The 287-nt window shown below is 29.6% G+C and carries 1 protein-coding gene; it reads right to left on the reverse strand.

All coding sequences use genetic code 11. The features are described 5' to 3' along the window. Positions 1–198 (reverse strand): immunity protein YezG family protein (locus HMPREF2685_RS03250; protein WP_148130442.1); only part of this gene is annotated, 198 nt, incomplete at its 3' end. Positions 199–287 lie beyond the last annotated feature (89 nt).

A 287-nucleotide genomic window follows, 5' to 3' on the forward strand; every position in this document is an offset into this window, starting at 1 on the left:
ATTAGGAATACCATACCGCTTTGGAATATATAGATTGTAGATATACTCATTTTTCCCCTCTTCATTAAAGAAATAATATACCTCTCCTCCATCAAAAGCTAAACTTATGTTAATAAAAAGATTATCCCATGCTACTGGTATTGTCTCATTAACACTCTGTGCAATCTCACGAATTTTTTCATTAATTTGTTTTTCCATTTTATCCTCCGATTTGTTCTCACGCCGACATTTATTTATAACAACACTATATATCTAGTATAGCATAATCATTAGGTATTATAGATTTT

Origin of the sequence: Streptococcus sp. HMSC074F05 (genome assembly GCF_001808725.1) — a bacterium.
GTDB classification, from domain to species: Bacteria; Bacillota; Bacilli; order Lactobacillales; family Streptococcaceae; genus Streptococcus; species Streptococcus parasanguinis_I.